We start from the raw sequence: 18,965 nt of genomic DNA on the forward strand, positions 1-18,965 counted from the left end.
GACATCATGAGGCGCAGACGCTTCCTGCAATCGCTGTCAAGCGCGTTGCTGGGCAGTGCCTGCCTGCACGCCCTGCCGACGAGTGGGCGGGAGGCGGCGCGAACCACTGGCTACGCCTACCCGGAAGCCCACTTGGGGCATAGCCTGGGGGCGGCGCACCCGGAGTCGCCACGACGCTTGGCGGCGGTGGAACGGCGCCTGTCTTCCTCCGGACTGTCGCAGCGACTGACACGGCTGGAACCCGCAACGCATATCGGAGCACAGCTCTACGAAGTGCACACGCGGGAACATGTACGCTCCATTCGGGATGGCTATCCGGCCTCCCACCAAGCCGCGGCGCAGGCGGTCGGCTGCGTGCTGTCGGCCACCCGGGCGGTATGCGAAGGCCGAGTCGGCAATGCCTTCTGCGCCACGCGTCCCCCGGGACACCACGCCTTGAATACGGGCCGGGTAGAAGGTTTCTGCTTCTACAATTCCGTGGCCATAGGCGCGCGGCATGCGCAACGGGAATACGATTTAAAGAAAGTCCTGATCGTGGACTGGGATTACCATCACGGCAACGGCACGGAAGAAACCTTTTATTCCGACTCCGAGGTATTGTTCTTCTCTACGCACGACTTCCACGCCTACCCGGGCACCGGCGACCCGCGGCGCAGCGGCGCCGGCCCCGGCGAAGGCTACAACATCAATGTGCACCTGGACTGCGGCGCCGGCGACGGCGATATCGCCGCGGCCTTCGAGCGGCAACTGTTGCCGGCGGCGCACGCCTTTGCCCCGGACATCGTTTTCGTCTCGGCAGGATTCGACAGCCGCAAGGACGACCCCCTGGGGTGCTTCGAGATCAGCGACGCGGGCTTCATCCGGCTCACAAAGATCGTCATGGCCCTGGCGCGGGAGCACTGCCAGGGCCGGCTCGTCTCGGTGCTGGAAGGCGGCTATAATCTTCTCGGTCTGGCCAGCGCGGTAGAGGCGCATGTGCGGACCCTGATGGAGGAAGGCTGAGGCCCGGCAGAGCAAGCTTCGGATTCTCGCGCGAACCCTTGATGCACCACGATACGCATACCTGCCCCCGGATACGGCATACCCGTGCCGTAATTCTCCTGCTTCCGCTGGCCTGCGCCCTGCTTGCGCCGGCCCTGACCGCGGCCGCCGACAGGGAATTGAACTTCCAACTGCTGGAGGCCGCGCAAGAGGGCCGAACGGAGGCCGTGACCCGGCTCCTGGCGGCAGGCGCGGCGGTGAATATGCGCAACCGCTTCGGGAACACGCCGTTATTGCAGGCTGCCCGCAACGGGCGCCTGCAGGCGGCACGGGTGCTGCTTGCTGCCGGCGCCGACCCCAACCGCGCCAACCTGCGGGATATCTCGCCGCTAATCGAGGCCGCCTACCGCGGGCACACCGCTGTCGCCCAATTGTTGGTGGAGCACGGCGCCCGCATTGATGCCCACGATAATTCCGGGAAAAGCGCCCTGATCTATGCGGTGGCCAACGGCGACACGAAATTGGCGGAGTTATTGCTGCAGCGAGGCGCGGACATAGACGAGGTCTTCGCCAACAGCCTGAGCGCCCTGATGTGGGCCGCCGGTTACGGCCGCGCGGAGACCGTCGCCGCCCTGTTACAGGCAGGCGCCTCTCCCGATCTGACCGATAACCGCGGGCGCACCGCCCTGATGATCGCGGCGGAGAACGGCCATGCCGAATCCGCGCGGCACCTGCTGGCAGGCGGCGCCGACCCGGCTATCAAAGACAAAGAGGGGAACACGGCCCTGGCCCTGGCGCAGGCCGGCGGCCACGAGGCGCTGGCCGCAATCCTGACCGCCCCCGCCGCCGGGAATTAAACCGCCTGGGATTGCGCTCAGCGCTCTGTACAGGTTCGGGGAGCGGGAATCCTGCATGATGGCCGGCGCCATGCCGGCCGGCATGGCCCCACCGCCGACATAATGCGAGGGCAACGGTCAGGATCAACGGGCGCCGTCATTCCGCGTAGCCGCGCAGATACTTGGCGGTCGCTTCGATCTCCTCCACGCTGTAAGTCTGAAACAGGGCGCCCTTGGCAGGAGAATTCCGGCGCAACCGGTGCTTGAAGTCTTTCATGGTCTGTGCCAGGTACTCTGTGTGCTGCCCGCTCAGGCGGGGCACCCGGCTGTTGCCCTCGAAGCCGCCCAGATGACATGCGACGCATTGGCCGGAACCGATGACCCTCCGGCCCGTCTGTTGGTCTTGCTCAGACGTCTTCGTATCCACGTCGGGCCATTCCTGCTCGGAAAAGTACTGGGCCAGCAATTGCATCTGTTTCTTCTCCAGGGGAGTCACAATAGGTTGCATAATGGGATTCTCGCGCAACCCTGACTTGTAATCCTTGAGCTGCACGTACAAATAATAGAAGTGCTGCCCGGCCAGGATCGGGTACTGCGCCTGTTCCGACTGTCCCTGCGGCCCGTGACAGGTCTCACAAACCTGCAACTGAGCGCGAATCGGGGCGTACTTGTCCTCCTCCTCGGCTCGGGAAGCCCCTGTCACGGCAACCGACAGGCATAAGGCGCCGGCGAGCCGCGCGAGGCGTCGAAGACAGTCGCCGCTCATGCCGCCTCCGGCGGGCGCGGTCGCCCCGCCTCTGGCAGTTCCGCACAACCGGGATGCCTCTCCTTCCATTCCATCAGGATATTTTTCCTGCGCCGCCGCCTTACGGAGGCATTGCCAAGCCATTATAAAGGCTTTATCGCCACTAAAAAAACGGCCATCGCACCAGAGGTGCGATGGCCGTCCGCAAAAACTCCCGCCGCCTCAGTTGGCGAGGGTAAACGCGAGGATCTCGTTGCCGCGGGGGAAATCAAGCTGCACATTGCCGCCCGCCGCCACTACGATGTACTGCCTGCCATTGACGTTGTACGAAGAAGGCGGGGCGTTGACTCCAGCCTTTGCCTTGTGCTGCCACATCAACTCCCCGTTCTTCGAGTTGTACGCCCGGAACATGCCGTTGCCCTCGCCGGTGAACACCAGACCGCCGCCGGTCGCCAGAATGCCGCCGATCATCGGCTGCTGGGTCTTGACCTTCCAGGCGATTTTGCCGGTGTTGTAGTCCACCGCGGTCACATTACCCCACTGCTCTTCCGTGGGGATGACCTTGAAGGCGCCGCCCAGCCACAGCTTGCCGCCCGGGTACGGGGTCTCTTCCACGTGGTAGGTCATGGGCTGGTGCAGATTGATGGCGTAAGTCAGCTGCAGATGGGGGTCCAGCGCCATCGGCGACCACTCCACGCCGCCGTTGGCGCCCGGCAGCATGCGCGCGCCCTGCTTGGTCGGCAACACCCAGCGGCTCTCCTGCGAAACCATCGGCGCCGAATGCCGAATCAGGCTGCAATCCCTGGCGCGGTGCACATACACGTAGCCGGTCTTGCCGCCGTGCAGCACACCCTTGACCGTATTGCCGTTCTCGTCCTTTACCGGCGTCAGGATCGGGGGACTCACGGCGTCCAGGTCCCAGACATCATGCGCGATGTACTGGAAGTGGCATTTGTACTGGCCGCTTTCCAGATCCACTGCCACCAGGGAATCGGTGTAGAGGTTGTCTCCAGGGCGGATCGCGCCGTACAGATCGGGGGACGGGTTGCCCACAACGAAATAGACCGTATTGGTTTCGCGGTCAATCGCCATGTTCTGCCAGACGCCGCCGCCCAGCGTCTTGTACGGATCGCCCAGCCTCTTCAGGGCCGCTTTTTCCGCCTCGATGTCGCGCAGCATATCCCGGCCCGTGGCGTCGTGGGTCGCCCAGACGCCGACGGAGTTCTCCGGAATCGTGTGGAAGGTCCACAGCAACTTGCCGGTCTCCGAGTCGTAGGCCTTGACAAAACCGCGGATGCCGTACTCGCCGCCGTTGGTGCCGATCAGGATCTTGCCGTCCACGGCGGTAGGGGCCATCGTCTCGCTGTACCCCAGCTCCGGGTCGGCGATCTGCGTCTCCCAGACCAACTTGCCGGTCTTGGCGTCCAGCGCCACCAATTTGGCGTCCAGCGTCCCCATGTACACCTTGTCGCCGTAAGCCGCCACGCCGCGGTTATTGGGGCCGCAGCAGTAGGTGGTAATCGGCCCCATCTCGTGCTCAAAGTGCCATATCTTCTTGCCGGTTTTGGCATTCAGCGCATAGACATGGTTGAACGACGTAGTGACGTACATGATGCCGTTGACAACGATCGGCGACACCTCCATGGACTCCTTGACCTTGGTCTTGAAGGTCCAGGCCAGCTTCAGCTTCCCCACGGTCTCCAGATTGATCTGGGCAGACGGATGGTAGCGGGTCTGGTCGTAGTTGCCGTTGGTATGCAGGAAATTGTTGGCGTCACCGTAGGCATGATCCAGCATATCCTGCGTCACGACCTGCATGTCGCCATACAAGGTAGCGCCGTCTTCAACTTCCTCGCCGGCGAAAACCGTGCCGGCGAAAACGAACAACGTCGCACCTGCAAGCGACAGCAGGGATTTCTTTGCATCAATCATAAGTCTGCTCCTCCTTCGTTGCAGAAACGGTATTCCCGATATTTCCGAAATCTCCCCCGGGCCAACCGTCGCAGCCGCCAATTCAGTTGCCGCCGTTACAACCGCAACGTTACGGCGGCACTACTCTGCCGCACTGTTATGCGCCGGAGGAAAGGCCCATAATTATAATCGGGTTTCTCTTTCGGACAACAGCACCCTGCACGGCTCCCGGGGAGCGGGAGCCTGCCTGTCGGCAAGTGTCTGGAGGACGGGCCTGGAGAACAGTTTAATAAAAAATGCTATCCCTCTTATTCTTCAACATTTCCCTGCATCGCGTCTGCGAGGAAGCGGGCGCAAAAACCAGCCCGCCCCGGCGAGGTACCGCCGGAAAACCCGGCCACGGATGAATACCAAGGGAACCGCCGCGGCGCGCGATGGAGGCTCCGGCCGCCCATTCGCCTTCATTCGCCACAGCCGCACCATGCCTGTCGCCTGCCTGCTGGCCCTGCATCTGGCCGTCTGGAGCCCGCCAGCCTCCTACTGGCCCTCGCCCCTGCTGCTGATTCACCTGGGCCTGTTCCTGCTCTGGCAACCCTTCTGGCCGGAGGCCGGGTACGGACGCGGCAAGGGGCTGCTGATCATCCTGTCCATCTGCCTGCTGATCGGAATGCTGGGCTGGTGGCTGCTACCCGCCTGGTTGCTGCTGGCCATCGCGTGCGTCGGCGGTGGCGCGCCCCGGGAGCGGCGGGAACGTCTGGCGTACATTCTGATCCTGCTGACCCTGATCCCCGATCTGCTTATCGGCTGCCTGCCGCGCCTGGCGGGCATCCCGGTGGCGGGCATCGAAGCGGGGCGCTACATCCTGTTGCTACCGTTATTTGCGATCATCGCGGCGCCGCCGTTCCGCGGCCAGCCCGACCAACGGCAGGTCTTACTGAACCCTCCCCAAGGTTTGCTGCTGGCGTTGCTGACCGGTCTGAGCGGCGGCGGCGGCCTGCTGCTCGTCCGCTATGCCGGCATCCCCTACCTGCTAGCCGTGTTCTGGATGTTGCTCGGCCTCAGCACCTTGCTTATCGTCCTGTCCCGGCTATTGCCGCCGACACCGCAAGGGGGACGACTGACGCGGCTGTGGGCCTATTCGTTATTGCGCTTGGGGCCGCCGCTGGAGCAATGGCTGGCCCAATTGTCGCAACTGGTGCAGACCCCCTGCCAGCCCGAGGATTTTCTGGACCGCGCGCTGGATCGGCTCGCGGAATTGCCGGGGATCGCCGGTGCCGACTGGCGGGCCGGGCGGCACCGAGGACGACGCGGTGCGACAACGCCCCACGAACTGCGGGTGCTGACAGGGGAGCTGGTGGTTTCCGTATATGCCCAGGCGCCGGTGTCCGGCCCGCTGGCGCTGCACTGCCGGCTGTTCGTCCAGCTTGTGCGGCACTTTTACTCCGTCAAAAAGAGGGAGCGGGAACTGGCGCAGCAGGCACATCTGCAGGCAGTCCACGAAACCGGCGCGCGCCTGACCCACGAGATCAAAAACATGGTGCAGTCGCTGCAGACGATCCTGAGCCTGTATCGGGAGCCCCGCAAACGCGACGACCCGGAGTTACGGGTAGCGCTGGACCGCCAGTTGGCCAGCCTGACGACCCGACTACGCCTGTCTCTGGAGAAACTGAGCGCACCGGGCGAGGAAACGGAGACGACCCCGGTAGCGTTGGGGCACTGGTGGCCGGCCCTGCAGGACCGATACGCTGCCGAGCCCGTAGTTTTCCAAGGACAGGAAGCCTGGCCCGACGGCGCGGTGCCTGCCGAATTGTTCGATACCGTGGCCGACAATCTGCTGGAGAACGCCCGCCAGAAACGGCTATCGCACAAAGGACTGCGCGTACGGGTGCGGTTACAGGTTAGCGATGGCCAGGCTCGCTTGACCGTATGCGACGACGGCCCGCCCCTGCCGCCGTCGCTGACCCGGCGTCTATTCGCCGAGCCTGCCGAATCTCGCTACGGGTTGGGGATCGGCTTGTATCAATGCGCCCGTATGGCGAAACGTCTGGGCTATTCGCTGCAGTTGCGGGACAATCGCCAGAGGCGGGTGTGCCTGGAACTGCAGGGACCGCTACTGCCGAAGCTCGACCCGGCGGCATCGGCGGCATCGGCGGCGAGCATTGAACCAACGGAACGGATCGGAGATACTGCCACCCCTGTAAGCGCTCCCGCCGGGGCCGGGGAAAAGCAATGATTACCGTTCTAAAAGCCAAACTGCACCGCGCCGTTGTCACCCATGCCGAGCGCGATTACGAGGGTTCCTGCGCCATAGACGAGTCCCTGCTGCAGATGTCCGGGATCCGCGAGTACGAGCAGATCCACATCTACAACCTGGAAAACGGCGACCGCTTCAGTACCTACGCCATCCGCGCTCAAAGAGAGTCGGGGGTCGTATCGGTCAACGGCGCGGCGGCGCACCGGGCAGCGCCAGGTCAACGGGTCATTATCTGCGCCTACCGTCAAATCGAAGAGGCGAAGGCCGCTGGCTACCAACCGATAGTGATCTGCCTGGACGACCGCAACCAAGTCAACCTGCGAAAGGGAGGCGTCCCGCTACCCAAAAGCGCCTGAGCAAACGAGCGGGCAGGCGCAGCGCATCTCCCCTCGCGCTACGCCGTTGCTCTGACATGGAACTCGTAGAGCAATTTTTTAGAGTTCCGCTTTCTGACGATCTCAGAACCGACATTGGCGAAACCGGCATTTCTGAGCAGATCCTCGTAGAGCCGTTCTGATGGGATCGGATGCCCGTAGAACACTGAGTTCCCAATGATGTAGTGGACGGCACCCCCCGGCCTAACCACCCTGCGAGCCGCCATAAAGTGCCGGCTCATATCCTCGAAATACTTGAGAATATACTGGCTCATCAACATGCCGTTCTTGGGATGCGAACCGCGTATCCTGTCGAGAATCGGCGCAAGGTAACCGGGGACGAAGGCCCCCTGAGGTTTCCAGTCCGCAAGCCGCGAAGTTGCGATTCCCCAAGTGCCGCCGATCGTATCCCAGTCCAGTTCGCCTGCCTCACGAGCTGCAACGATGTAATCAAGCCAGTACATATAGGGCCGGAGTTCCCTGATGTACGAAATGCGGTTGGGATAGGGCGGCGATGTAATCAGCACGTCGAATATCCGGGCATTCCCGTTGCTCAGGAGCGTGAGATCTCGGCTGTCGTCCCTGATAATCTCCACGTTTCCCGCCGGATTGTCCCGGGCATCGGTGGCGACGGTGTCCAGGTCCCTTTTGAACTGCTCCGCATGCCTCGTGGCAGCCGGGATCAGCGGTAGAATATTGCTCTCGTTCTTCTCTTTGAGCGTCATGGAAACCCGGTTGAAACCGGCGTTGGAGAGAGCGATCACCGTTCTGGAAAACGCAACGCGAAGCAGGTCTCCGACTGGCGCACCGGTCGTTTCGTCGGCATACAAAGCCGCCTTCAACTGCCGGAGGAAAGCAAGCTCCGCACGGTCCCACCACTTGTCTATGTTCGCGATTGCCGGCGGAGAAGCGGGCCTAAGCCCCTTCCGGGCGGCGGCGAGAATCCGTTCCCCCGCCTGCAACAGTTCTTCAATCTCGGACTCGGAGTAGCGCCGGCCCTTGGTCTTTGCGAACCAAATCAAAAACGGGTTGATATCTATCGCAGTGCCTGCATGACCCTTGTAAGCGGCACAAAGAGATGTCGTGCCCGTGCCGGAAAAGGGGTCGAGAACGGCCAATCCTTCGCCTGTGAGATCGTTGAGAACCTGATTTACGATCTTGACGGAATAGGCAGGGGTAAGCCGAAGCCACCCGTGCCGACCATGCTCGCGGTTATGCTTGAAAGTCAGGTCTGCTCGCTGCCGCGCTCTTGGAATAGCCATCTGCATACCTGGACTTCTTGGTTAGTTCAGAGCCAGCAAAGCCTTGAGGACCTCGTCAACGGTGCTTTTGAGTCGTCTTGTATTACGCCGAAGAAAATCGGCGAGATTATAGCCGATGATGTCCTTCATGAAGGTAAAGGTCGAGTTCAAGTCGTCGCCGGTGGTGTTTCCGATCAATATCGTCCAACGATTATCCTGGTAGCGTTGCGCTATGTCTTCATCGAATTGGGTGGACAGGAGCATGATTGCAGGCAGATACCGCTTCGTATAGGCGGTAGCCGCATTGGCTATATCGGCGTTCTGGCGCTTTGAGTCCTTGCTTTTGTAGCCTTGCCGAATCTCAAAGACCACGCCCTTTAGGGTCTTAATCGCTTTCTCGTCAACATTGAGCCGGGCAGCGGCACGCTCAATCCAGTTCCTGATACGTGCCTGGTCCTTGATGTTTTTCAAGTCTTCGAGATCGATCCGGCCGTCCAGCGCAAGGGTACGGGCGCCGATACTGCCCTGGGGCGGTATCCGGTAAGACCACTTGGCCTGCTTTTCCGACAGCCCAAGTTCGTCTTGCAGAATCTCTCGGAAAAGCCGCTCGCTGCCGATCCCAATCTGGCGGTAGATGCTCGTCATTCCTCCAGCGGCTTTGTGGGCCGCATAAATGAGAGGACTGTCCAAGCCGAACCAGGAATAAAAGGGGTCGGCTGTGTGCATGGCCTCGAAATCTGCGAGGGTGATTCCACTCTTCGTTCCCATTTTTGGCTTGTATTCTGAGCACTTGCGTACAGGATCGAGAAGCAATTGCAGATATCGCTCATCACGGCCCATTGCAACTACCCATTGATTGCGGTTACCGGGTTCATCAGCAGATCGTTACAGCAGGTCATTAGCGCCAGGCCACTACCCGGACAACCAGGCGCTCCAGGCACGCCAAGAATCGCCGGCAGAACAAGGCGAATCTACTTACATCCGGTTCCCGCTTCGCGTATTGCGGAAAACAGCACTCCCCATGCGGATAGATGCTTCCTCCGCATCCTTCGCATTGCCATAGCCTGTCGCCTGTCCAGTAATGGTGCGCCACACACCTGGCAGTAACCACAGTACGCCGTCGCCGCATACTTCACCGCTATTCCTGCGCTCCCAGGTCTTCGTTTATACGACCGTCAGTCATAATCGCCCCCGCCGGCGGCGGCGCATTCAGCCGCACGATGCGGAATCCCGCCCCGCCTGCCCCGTCTCCGCCGGCGCCTCCTGCCCCGGCGCCGCACCCGGAAGGCCCAGCTGCCGCCACAGCGCCACCGTAGCCGCAGCGCGGTTCAGAGTGTAAAAGTGCAGGCCGGGCGCCCCGCCCTGCAACAACCGCTCGCACAAAGAGGCCACCACCTCCTGGCCGAAAGCGCAAATGCCTTCCCGGTCGCCCTCCAGGTCCCGCAGGCGGTACAGCAACCAGCGCGGCACCTCGGCGCAGCAGATGCGGGAAAACCGCAGCAGCCGCGAATAACTGGAAATCGGCATAACGCCGGGGAAAATAGGGATGTCGATCCCCAACCGGGCACAACCTTCCAGGAAACGGAAATAGGCGTCAGGGTTGTAGAAATACTGGGTGATGGCACTATTGGCGCCAGCCTCCACCTTGCGCCGAAAGTGTTCCAGGTCGGCGGCGGCGCTCTCGGCCTGGGGGTGAAATTCCGGGTGCGCCGCGACCTCGATATGGAAATGACTTCCCGTCTCCTTGCGGATCCATGCGACCAATTCGCTGGCGTAATGCAATTCGCCGCTACCTGCCAGGCCGGAGGGGACATCGCCGCGCAAGGCGACCAGATGGCACACTCCGGCCGCGCGGTAGGCGCTCAAAACCGCGCGCAGTTGTTCCAGACTGGAGCCAGCGCAGGAAATATGGGGGACGCCGGTCATTCCCGTGCGGCGTTGCAGTTCGACAACCGTCTCCAGGGTGTATTCGCGGGTGCTGCCGCCAGCGCCGAAGGTCACCGAAAAGAAATCTGGCGCCAGCGCCGCCAACTCCCGCGCGGCCTCGTGCAACACCTGCCGCTGCTTGGCGTCGCGCGGCGGGAAGAACTCCACGCTACAGCACGGCTGGGGGCCTGCGCTGCGCTGCCCGGCTGGTACGGCCCCGGCGTCCGTCCCCACCGGCGGCCTCAATAGCGGTAAAAATCGGGTTTGTAGGGGCCGCCGACCGGCACGCCCAGGTAATCCGCCTGCCTCTGTGTCAGCCGCTCCAGGTCGGCGCCCAACTTGCCCAGGTGCAGGCGCGCCACCTTCTCGTCCAGATGCTTCGGCAGAGTATAAACCCGCTTGTCGAAACTCCCGGGGTTGCGCCACAGCTCGATTTGAGCCAGCACCTGATTGGTGAACGAGGCCGACATGACGAAACTGGGGTGGCCAGTAGCACAACCCAGGTTCACCAGCCTGCCCTCGGCCAGCACGATCAGCCGCTTCCCGTCGGGGAACACCACATGGTCCACCTGCGGCTTGATATTCTCCCAGCGGTAGCGCCGCAATGAAGCGATGTCGATCTCGTTGTCGAAGTGACCGATGTTGCAAATGATCGCGTCGTCTTTCATCGCCTGCATATGCTCGTGGGAGATCACGTCCACGTTGCCGGTCGCGGTGACGAAGATGTCGCCCCGGGGCGCCGCATGTTCCATGGCGAGCACCCGGAAGCCTTCCATCGCGGCCTGCAGGGCGCAGATCGGGTCAATCTCCGTGACCCAGACCGTGGCCCCCATGCCGGCCAGCGCCTCGGCGCAGCCCTTGCCTACGTCTCCATAGCCGCAGACCACGGCGACCTTGCCGGCGATCATGACGTCGGTGGCGCGCTTGATTCCGTCAATCAGAGATTCGCGGCAACCGTAGAGGTTGTCGAATTTGGACTTGGTCACCGAGTCGTTGACGTTGATCGCCGGCAACAGGAGGCGCCCCGCCCGAGCTCGCTCCTCCAGCCGCCGCACACCGGTAGTGGTCTCCTCGGAAACGCCGCGCATATCGCGCAGGAGCTCCGGATACTGTTCATGCATGTGCTCCGTCAGGTCACCGCCGTCGTCCAGCAACAGATTCGGCCGCCAATCGCCGGGGCCCTTGATTGACCGCTCGATGCACCACCAGAACTCCTCCTCGCTTTCTCCCTTCCAAGCGAATACCGGGACGCCGGCGGCGGCCATGGCGGCGGCAGCGTGGTCCTGGGTGGAAAACACGTTGCAGGAAGACCAGCGCAGCTCCGCGCCCAACTCCAGCAGCGTCTCAATGAGCACCGCCGTCTGCACGGTCATGTGCAAACAGCCGGCGATGCGCGCGCCCGCCAGCGGCCGGACCTCCCGGTACTCCTCGCGCACAGCCATCAGGCCGGGCATTTCTTTCTCCGCCAGGGCGATCTCCTTGCGCCCCCAATCGGCCAGCGACAGGTCGGCTACACGGAAATCGGGGGCTGCCTCGGATATTCTGGGCGCCTCGGCGGCGCTGGTCTTGGCTTTGGTCATGCGTTCCTCCCGACGGCGCTGGCGGCCTTTGGACGGGACCCCCGCAGTCCGCGCAGGGCCTCGGCGCGGTCGGTGCGCTCCCAGGGAAAGTCCGCATCCTTGCGACCAAAGTGGCCATAGGCGGCAGTACGGCTATAGATGGGTCGGGCCAGGTCCAGCATCTCAATGATGCCGCGGGGGCGCAGGTCGAAATGCTCCCGCACCGCAGCGGCCAACGATTCCTCCGGCAACTGGCCGGTGCCGAATGCCTGTACGCTCACGGAGGTAGGTTCGGCGACGCCGATGGCGTAGGCCAGTTGCACCTCGCAGCGATCCGCCAGCTCGGCGGCCACGATGTTCTTGGCGATATAGCGCGCCGCGTAAGCCGCCGAACGATCCACCTTGGAAGGGTCCTTGCCGGAGAAGGCGCCGCCGCCATGGCGCGCCATGCCGCCGTAAGTATCCACGATGATCTTCCTGCCCGTCAGTCCGCAATCCGCCGCCGGCCCGCCCACCACGAAGCGCCCGGTGGGGTTAATATAGTAGCGCGTCGCCCGATCCAGCCAACCGGACGGCGCCAGCACCGGCTTAACGATCTCCTCCATCACCGCCTCTTCCAGGTCGCCCTGGGACATCTCCGGGTCATGTTGCGTGGACAGGACCACCGAGTCCACAGCGACCGGCCGGTGCTCCCGGTAGCGGAAAGACACCTGGCTCTTCGCGTCCGGGCGCAACCACGGCAGACGACCGCTACGCCGCAATTCCGCCTGGCGCCGCACCAGGAGGTGCGCGTACTCCAGGGGCGCCGGCATCAAAGTGTCCGTTTCCCGACATGCATAGCCGAACATCATGCCCTGGTCGCCTGCGCCCTGCTCCCTGCCGCCCGCCTCGTCCACGCCCAACGCGATATCCGCCGACTGCTGCTCCAGCATGAACTGCACTGCACAACCCCTGCCGTCGAAACCCAGCTCCGGGTCGTCGTAACCGGCGCCGCAAATGGTCTCCCGCACCCGCGCCTGCAACTCCTCCATCTTCAGGGAAGGCCCGGAGACTTCACCGGCCACCAGCGCCAGCCCGGATTTGAGCAGGGTCTCGCAGGCGACCCGCGCCCGCGGGTCGCGCTCCAGGTACGCATCAAGCAGGCCGTCCGAGATCTGATCGGCCAGTTTATCGGGATGCCCCTCGGATACGGACTCAGAGGTAAAGAGATACTCGCCGGACATCGAAAATTGAACTATTGGCCGCCACCTTCGGACAGGCGCGCGGCAACAAAGAGACTTCTTGCATGACGTTCTATTTCATTCCTTAAGCGGGCCGGGATTTCTGACCGCCGCCCACGAGCCGCCCACGATGTATGCAACGGCGCATTGCGGAGGCTCGGCGGCGCAGCAACCCTTCAAAACCGCATAGCCTATCAAAAACCCCGCTCCCTTCCCAGCCGGAGTCTTTTCCAACGATAGCGACCCGGAACGCAGAATGCGATTTCAACGGCAAAACAGTCCCTAACGGGGCGCAATTGGAGCTAAATTCGAGATAAAAAGACTACCGCCGCGTTCATGCCGGCACGCAGGCGCCGGCTGTCGCGTCCGCAGCCGCCGCGTCCAGGTACTCCCGCACCCGCAACATGCGCATATCTCCCTCCCTACAGACCATGACGCAGTCCTTGCGGTACCAATCCCCCAAAACATAACGGGTTGCCGATTCTCCCTCCAGGGAAAAATCGTGCCGCCCCTGCCGGTGCGTATGGCCGTGGACCAACAGCCGCGCCCCGTGCGCCTTCATCGCCCGGTCCACTGCCACCTGATCTACGTCAACCCGCGGCCGTTCGCTGTTTGCCATCTTGCGACGGGCGCCGCGGGCGCAGCGCAGACGGGCGCGCAATGGCAACACCTGGAACAGGCCGCGGAACAGGGGATTGTCCACACAACGGCGATATACCTGGTACTTGCGGTCGCTGCTGCACAGAGAGTCGCCGTGGCAGAGCAGCGCACGGCGGCCTTCCAGGTCCACCACCGACAGGTCCGGCAGCAACGTGCAGCCGGTCACCGCGGCGAAGCGCTCCCCGACCAGGAAATCCCGGTTGCCTCGCATGAAGAAGACCTGCATTCCCAGGCTCGTGGCCGTAGCCAGCGCCGCCAGAATCACCGGATGCGGCGGCGTCAGGTCGTCGTCCCCCATCCACATCTCGAACAGGTCTCCCAGCACGTACAAGGTCCGCGCCCGTCCTACGGCCGCCCGCAACAACTCCTGGAACAGCTCCAGCTTCGCTGGCCGCTCGACGCTCAAATGCAGATCGGAGACCAGCAATGTCTCCGCCGGTTCCGGCGCCTGTAGAGACGCCGCGCGAGACTGCCGGGACGGGCCCCTCGCCTCCTTCGCCGACGCTCCCATCATCCCCGCCCTGCGAGCAGTATCGCCCCCGCCCCCGCCCCCGGCAGGGCGCTCCCCCACGACGGGCGCGCGCCGCCCCTTGCGGACGGCGCCAGAGTCTCCAGTCGCCCTTGCCTGTACATACGGCTTATTCTAGCCTCGATTACGGCCCCTCCCCAATGCAACCCCCATTTTAAGCCCTGTCCCGGCAATGCCCGCGGCGGCAACAGCCTCCGCATAAGCGATATCCACACCGCGCTGCCGCGGCACTGCGCCGGCGGCGGCCTCGTCCTGGCAATACCTCCGCCGCCGCCATCCCGAGAGCCATATGTGGCAACTTCATACAGACAATTGACGTTACCCACTTGCAACCCCTATGATCCCGGCGCGTCGTCGGTTCGGTCGGGGCATGGCGCAGTCTGGTAGCGCACCTGCTTTGGGAGCAGGGGGTCGGGGGTTCGAATCCCTCTGCCCCGAGTTCTCCTCTTTGCGCCGCCGCGCCGCCTGCGCCCGTAGCTCAATCGGATAGAGCATCGGCCTTCTAAGCCGAGGGTTGCAGGTTCGATTCCTGCCGGGCGCGCCAGGCCGCATCTTACGGTGAGCGTAGCTCAGCGGTAGAGCCCCGGATTGTGGCTCCGGTGGTCGTGGGTTCGACTCCCATCGCTCACCCCATCGAGCGGGCCGTTAGCTCAATTAGGTAGAGCAGGGGACTCTTAATCCCAAGGTTATAGGTTCGATTCCTATACGGCCCATAGAATTCCGCGGTCCCGGCGCCCGGGGCGGCGCCGGCACATCCGGCGAGAGAAGGAACGGTCCTGCCGGCGCGGTGGTTTGGGCCCCCGCAAGAACTATGTCAAGCCCAAAGCGGCAATGTCCCTTCTTGCCTGTTGGGGAGGGGAGATACATGGGGAAATTAGTAAGCGCAGAACGGGCAACCCGCATGGGCCGCGCATCAACGCAGGCGCACCGCTCAGAAATCCAGCGTCATGTCGAACCACAGCTGCGGGTCGCGCCCGTTCTCCGCATCGCGCCCCCCCAGACTCCAAGCCGTCATCAGGCGCGACACCAACCGCCCCGGCAGGTTCAGGCGCAGACCCAGGCCCGCGCCGCCGTAGCCCTCGTAGGAAGACGCCTCCCCCAGGAGCGGCTCGTTCAGCCTGCCAATGGCGTAGTCCGCAAACAACGACAACTGCAACAGCTCGCCCCAGGTACGGCTGCCGAAGGCGCGGCGCTCGGCGACGAAGGGCGCGTCAACCAGGTACTCGACCGAGAGAAAGGCCGCCCGGTCCCATAGCAACTCGGCCACCCCGTAGGCGCGCACGCTCTCCGGCCCGCCCATGGAGAACTGCTCCAACGGCACCAACAGGTCCGACGACCATTGCAGCTCCGAGCGCAGCAACAGGGATTGATGCTGCGTCAACGTCTGCAAGCGCGTGTAGCCGAACAGGGCCTTGTGGAACTTCCCCTCGGCACAGTAATCCAAGTCCCTGCAACGGCTGGGGCCCTCGCGCAGGAGGCGGCGGCGTTGGTCGCCGCTGGCGCGGTCTCCCATCGCGCCCAGCACATCGTTGAAACCCCGCGACAGCGTCAGATAGGCAAAATTCAGGCCGCCCCAGGCAATATCCACCGAGTCGTAGTCCAGGCGCAGTTGCAGCACCGCCAGCTTGTCCTCGCTGATCGGGGCAGAATTGACAGTGGTCAGCGACTGCTTGCGCGTCACGCGCAGTTCCGCGGACAAATTGCGCTGTCGGCTGCGCAGGAAAGACTTATCGAGAAAGACCCCCACGTTATGCGTTTCTCCCGCCACCTGCGGCGCCTCCAGGTCGCCGCCCACGTCGAAGCCGTTCCTATCTACGAAGGCGCCGATACTGTAGCCGCGCCCCAGGCGACGCCTGTACTCGGCGCTCCAAAAACTCTGGTTCTCCGGGTCGTAGGCCTTTTGACCCACCAGCCGCAGACGATCCGCCGCTGCCGTAAGGTTGTTCCATTCGATGGCGGGCCGCGCGCGCAGGCGACCGGTGCGCCGCGTACCCTGGTTGTCCAGGCGCACCGAGGCCTCCAGGCGCTGTTCTTCCTGCACCTTCAGCACCAGGTCGGCCTCTCCCACCTGTTGCCCCGGCTGAAAAACGCCGATGACGGCCAGCCCCGGGTAGTCCGTGACTCGCAGCAGGGCCGACTCGATCAGGGAATTCACCACCGGCTTGCCCAGCAGTTCCTCGAATGGCTCGCGCAACAACGCCTCTTGGTACAACGAGTTGCCTTCCACCAGCACCCGCCCCAACCGCCCCTCGAAGACCTGGATATCTATCTCCCCGTCCTCCACCCTCTGTACCGGCAAAATCGCGTAGGCCAGCACCAGCCCCCGCTCGTGGTAGTACTTGGAGACCTCGTCGGTCAATGCCTGCAACCTGCCGACGGTAAAGCCGTCCGCCGCCGCGCCATGCGCGCGCCGCGCCTCCAGCAGTAGCGCCTCGAGCTCGGCTGTGCGCACGCCCCACTCGGGGTAATCGGCCGCGTCCAGCAGGCGAAAGCGCGTCACCTGGATGAGCGGACCCTCGTCTATGCCTAGCGGACGCTCTATCACTGCCGGGATCTCTACCGCCGCCTCCGCCGGCGCCTGGAATTCCGCTTGCGCGACAGAAACGATGGGCAATTCTGCCGCCGCCTGCTGCTGGAATTCCGCTGGCACGGGAATGGCCGCCGGCGGCTCCGACAACGGGGCAAAACCGCCTGCCGCCGCCGGTTCCCAAGTCTCCGGTATCGAAAGGAGCCCGCCCTGCTCCGCAGGCGGAACGAGCGGCAGCGAAGCTTCTTGCGCCGCCGCGCCAGCGGCGCAAGCGCACAGCAAAGCAGCCGCCAGCGACAAGCGCGAATTGCCGCTCGCTCGCGCGCCGAGGGCTTTGCCGTGCTTGTCCGTTATGGCGTCAACGACCGTTGCTGCGAGATATTGCATCATGATGAAATTGCGTGCGCCCCTTTTTACGGCAGCGGCGCCTGGCCGCGCGGGAAAGAAAAAGATGGAAGGGGCCTCCATCGGCAAAACCAGACCTCCCTATCCGCAAACCCGACCGCGAATGTTTCTGCGAACCGGCGAATGAGAAACTCAGCGGCGCCGGGAATCAGGCCGGGCAAAGGCGACCCGGGCGCTGCCCCGCAGCGGCGCCCCGGCCTCCTCCGCGCCATTTGCCGCCAGCGCATCGTCCTCCTCGATGGCCAGGTATTCCAAGTACTCCTCGCGCAACTGGCGGTAGTCCCTCAGCACCTTTTCGTATCGCGCCGCCTGGTCGGGCGGCGCGGAAGACAGCACCCGCTCCATCTTGGCGATCAACCCGTCCAGGTCCTTCAACTCCAGCGGCGGCGCGCAACCCTCCCACTCCTCGCACTGCGAGAGATACAGGGAGAGGCCATTGCCAATTACGGAAAACAGGCGGATGCCTTCCTCGAACAGACCGGTATCTATGAACAACGTGCTCAGCCACTCGATGTACTGGCCGATGGCTTGCTGATAGCGCAGGAAACGGCTGTTCAGGCTCTGGGGGTCGGCGGCGGTTTCTTTCTCCTGCGTCAACTCCCGCAACCTGAGAAAGGTCCGCTCCACCTGGCGCACCAGAACTTGCAGGCTTTCCGGTTCCTGCAAGACCTTCTCCTCCACGATCACCGCGATGGCCGGGCCCACGAACAACGATCCCTCCGGCGGCGGCGCGGCGGGCGCTTCTTCGGCGGAAGCGCCGGGATTTTGCGTCGGCGCCGCTGCCGGCACATCGCCCGGCTCCTCGGCAAACGAAACCGTGCGGGGCGCCTGCTCGCCAAGGCGGTCCAAATTCCGCACGACCGTCGCGGCGCCGGCATCGGAAGGTTGGGAAACCGGGTCATTCGGCAAGAACAACTGGGCAGGAGAGGCGGGCCGACTGACCAGTTCGGGGAATTCCCGCACCGTCTCCGACAGGCCCAGGGCGGCGACGGCGCGGCGCTCCTCCGCGCTCAACGCCCTGCCGAAAAAGCGGCTCTGCACATGAAACTCCGGCGCCTCGTCCAAGCTCTGAGCAAAGCGCAACTGGCCCGAGGGCCCAAGATCCAGCGCCACCGACTCGGAGCTCGGGAAGCCGCCGGCGGCAACGATCATGGCGCCGCCGGCATACATCGCGCGTTGGCCGCCATCCAACGCCGGCGCGATGTCGCCGGCCAGCCCCTCCCCGCCTACGGCAAAGATGACGATCTCGCTATCCGAGCCGGCGGCCTGGCTCAGATTCGCAGAAGACGCGCCCGCCGCCAGATCGCCGTCCAGGACCACTTCCCGCGCCAGCAACACCAGCCGCCCCCGTGCCGACAGCGGCCCCGTGACCCGCAGGCGTCCCGTCTCCACGCCATCCGCCGCGCTCATCAGGCCGTGGTCCGACATCTCCGGCAGCCGCGCCCCCGGCACGGCCTCCGGGAGCATGCTGCCCAGGAATACCGGCCCCGCGAAGCCGCTCAAGTCCGGCAACGACAGCGACTCCCCGTGGGAAGTCCGCGCCTCGGGCGCATGGCCGGACAGACCGGCCGCGGCGCCCGCGGCGAAGGCAAGGACTTCCAGCGGCACCCCCGGCGTATCCGGCCGCGCCAGCAGGTAGGTCTGCCGGTCCGGGCCAGCCACGCGCTCGATACTCTCGAAATCCTCGACGACGCGCCCCAGCGAGACCCCGTTTCGGAACGCATGGACCTGGCTCATCGTCGGCGTCAGCAGCACCGCCCACGACAACCCCTCCATGCCCTCCGGGAATTCCAGCGT

General features: G+C 63.9%; 13 protein-coding genes, 4 tRNA genes and 1 pseudogene. 8 read left to right on the forward strand and 10 right to left on the reverse strand.

Going from position 1 to position 18,965, the window contains the following annotated elements; translation table 11 throughout:
- Positions 1 to 6: 6 nt before the first annotated feature.
- Both OXU43_01950 and OXU43_01955 read left to right on the forward strand, forming a co-directional pair.
- A complete protein-coding gene (locus OXU43_01950; GenBank protein MDD9823928.1) occupies positions 7 to 1,002 on the forward strand; it encodes a histone deacetylase in 996 nt (331 codons plus the stop codon).
- Positions 1,003 to 1,043: 41 nt separating this feature from the next.
- A complete protein-coding gene (locus OXU43_01955) occupies positions 1,044 to 1,838 on the forward strand; it encodes an ankyrin repeat domain-containing protein (GenBank protein MDD9823929.1) in 795 nt (264 codons plus the stop codon).
- Positions 1,839 to 1,974: 136 nt separating this feature from the next.
- On the opposite strand, the gene OXU43_01960 is transcribed toward OXU43_01955, so the two are convergent.
- Together OXU43_01960 and OXU43_01965 are read right to left on the reverse strand one after the other, a co-directional pair.
- Positions 1,975 to 2,583, reverse strand: a complete 609-nt coding sequence (locus OXU43_01960; protein ID MDD9823930.1) for a c-type cytochrome — start codon at positions 2,581 to 2,583, stop codon at positions 1,975 to 1,977.
- Positions 2,584 to 2,784: 201 nt separating this feature from the next.
- The gene (locus tag OXU43_01965) at positions 2,785 to 4,494 is read right to left on the reverse strand and encodes a PQQ-binding-like beta-propeller repeat protein (GenBank protein ID MDD9823931.1); all 1,710 of its coding nucleotides are present in this window, start codon (positions 4,492 to 4,494) and stop codon (positions 2,785 to 2,787) included.
- A 382-nt stretch (positions 4,495 to 4,876) separates the two neighbouring features.
- Here OXU43_01965 and OXU43_01970 point away from each other — a divergent pair, with 382 nt between their 5' ends.
- Positions 4,877 to 6,706 carry a HAMP domain-containing sensor histidine kinase gene (locus OXU43_01970; protein ID MDD9823932.1) on the forward strand — a complete coding sequence of 610 codons (1,830 nt, stop codon included), beginning with the start codon at positions 4,877 to 4,879 and terminating at the stop codon, positions 6,704 to 6,706.
- Positions 6,703 to 7,083 carry an aspartate 1-decarboxylase gene (locus tag OXU43_01975; GenBank protein MDD9823933.1) on the forward strand — a complete coding sequence of 127 codons (381 nt, stop codon included), beginning with the start codon at positions 6,703 to 6,705 and terminating at the stop codon, positions 7,081 to 7,083. The genes OXU43_01970 and OXU43_01975 overlap by 4 nt, the downstream gene beginning before the upstream one ends.
- A 38-nt stretch (positions 7,084 to 7,121) precedes the next feature.
- On the opposite strand, the gene OXU43_01980 is transcribed toward OXU43_01975, so the two are convergent.
- From OXU43_01980 to OXU43_02005, 6 genes and pseudogenes are all read right to left on the reverse strand, one after another.
- Positions 7,122 to 8,363 carry a DNA methyltransferase gene (locus OXU43_01980; GenBank protein MDD9823934.1) on the reverse strand — a complete coding sequence of 414 codons (1,242 nt, stop codon included), beginning with the start codon at positions 8,361 to 8,363 and terminating at the stop codon, positions 7,122 to 7,124.
- Between the two features lie 21 nt (positions 8,364 to 8,384).
- A complete protein-coding gene (locus tag OXU43_01985) occupies positions 8,385 to 9,182 on the reverse strand; it encodes a hypothetical protein (protein ID MDD9823935.1) in 798 nt (265 codons plus the stop codon).
- A 444-nt stretch (positions 9,183 to 9,626) separates the two neighbouring features.
- A pseudogene (metF, locus tag OXU43_01990) lies at positions 9,627 to 10,514 on the reverse strand (methylenetetrahydrofolate reductase [NAD(P)H]).
- A complete protein-coding gene (gene ahcY / locus OXU43_01995; GenBank protein ID MDD9823936.1) occupies positions 10,511 to 11,848 on the reverse strand; it encodes an adenosylhomocysteinase in 1,338 nt (445 codons plus the stop codon). The pseudogene metF and the gene ahcY overlap by 4 nt, the downstream one beginning before the upstream one ends.
- Positions 11,845 to 13,050 carry a methionine adenosyltransferase gene (gene metK, locus OXU43_02000; GenBank protein MDD9823937.1) on the reverse strand — a complete coding sequence of 402 codons (1,206 nt, stop codon included), beginning with the start codon at positions 13,048 to 13,050 and terminating at the stop codon, positions 11,845 to 11,847. The genes ahcY and metK overlap by 4 nt, the downstream gene beginning before the upstream one ends.
- 331 nt (positions 13,051 to 13,381) lie before the next feature.
- Positions 13,382 to 14,134, reverse strand: coding sequence for a UDP-2,3-diacylglucosamine diphosphatase (locus OXU43_02005; GenBank protein ID MDD9823938.1), 753 nt, complete (start codon positions 14,132 to 14,134; stop codon positions 13,382 to 13,384).
- 466 nt (positions 14,135 to 14,600) lie between these two features.
- On the opposite strand from OXU43_02005, the gene OXU43_02010 reads away from it, so the two are divergent.
- From OXU43_02010 to OXU43_02025, 4 genes are all read left to right on the forward strand, one after another.
- Positions 14,601 to 14,674: transfer RNA gene (locus OXU43_02010), tRNA-Pro, on the forward strand.
- Between the two features lie 29 nt (positions 14,675 to 14,703).
- A tRNA-Arg gene (locus OXU43_02015) sits at positions 14,704 to 14,780 on the forward strand.
- A gap of 14 nt (positions 14,781 to 14,794) precedes the next feature.
- Positions 14,795 to 14,869 (forward strand) — tRNA-His (locus OXU43_02020).
- 6 nt (positions 14,870 to 14,875) lie between these two features.
- Positions 14,876 to 14,949, forward strand: a tRNA-Lys gene (locus OXU43_02025).
- 218 nt (positions 14,950 to 15,167) lie between these two features.
- On the opposite strand, the gene OXU43_02030 is transcribed toward OXU43_02025, so the two are convergent.
- Together OXU43_02030 and OXU43_02035 are read right to left on the reverse strand one after the other, a co-directional pair.
- Positions 15,168 to 17,153 carry a hypothetical protein gene (locus tag OXU43_02030; GenBank protein ID MDD9823939.1) on the reverse strand — a complete coding sequence of 662 codons (1,986 nt, stop codon included), beginning with the start codon at positions 17,151 to 17,153 and terminating at the stop codon, positions 15,168 to 15,170.
- A 147-nt stretch (positions 17,154 to 17,300) separates the two neighbouring features.
- A partial coding sequence (locus OXU43_02035; protein ID MDD9823940.1) for a hypothetical protein occupies positions 17,301 to 18,965 on the reverse strand: 1,665 nt, incomplete at its 5' end.

This window comes from Gammaproteobacteria bacterium, assembly GCA_028817255.1.
Taxonomy (GTDB): domain Bacteria; phylum Pseudomonadota; class Gammaproteobacteria; order Porifericomitales; family Porifericomitaceae; genus Porifericomes; species Porifericomes azotivorans.